The following is a 505-nucleotide window of genomic DNA, read 5'->3' on the forward strand; positions in this document are numbered from 1 at the left end:
CCGCATCCGCATCCGCATCCGCATCCGCATCCGCATCACGGCGTCGGCGTCGGTCAGCATCAGCATCAGCATCCGCATCGGCGTCGGCATCGGCGTCGGCATCGGCGTCGGCGTCGGCATCGGCATCGGCGTCGGCGTCGGCGTCGGCGTCGGCGTCAGCGTCAGCGTCAGCATCAGCGTCGGCGTCGGCGTCGGCGTCGGCATCAGCATCCGCATCCGCATCCGCATCCGCATCCGCATCCGCATCCGCATCCGCATCGGCGTCAGCGTCGGCATCGGCATCCGCGTCGGCGTCAGCATCCGCGTCGGCATCCGCGTCAGCATCAGCATCAGCATCAGCATCAGCGTCGGCGTCGGCGTCGGCATCCGCATCCGCATCCGCATCCGCATCCGCATCCGCATCCGCATCCGCATCAGCATCAGCATCAGCATCAGCATCAGCATCAGCATCAGCATCGGCGTCAGCATCGGCGTCGGCGTCGGCGTCGGCGTCGGCATCGGCATC

At 68.3% G+C, this 505-nt stretch carries 1 protein-coding gene; it reads left to right on the plus strand.

Features of this window, described 5'->3' with window-relative positions:
• On the plus strand, positions 1–505 hold a 505-nt coding region (locus WCE05_RS25950; RefSeq protein WP_368816832.1), incomplete at both ends, for a hypothetical protein.

Origin of the sequence: Pseudomonas sp. I2, from assembly GCF_040984075.1 — a bacterium.
GTDB lineage: Bacteria > Pseudomonadota > Gammaproteobacteria > Pseudomonadales > Pseudomonadaceae > Aquipseudomonas > Aquipseudomonas guariconensis_B.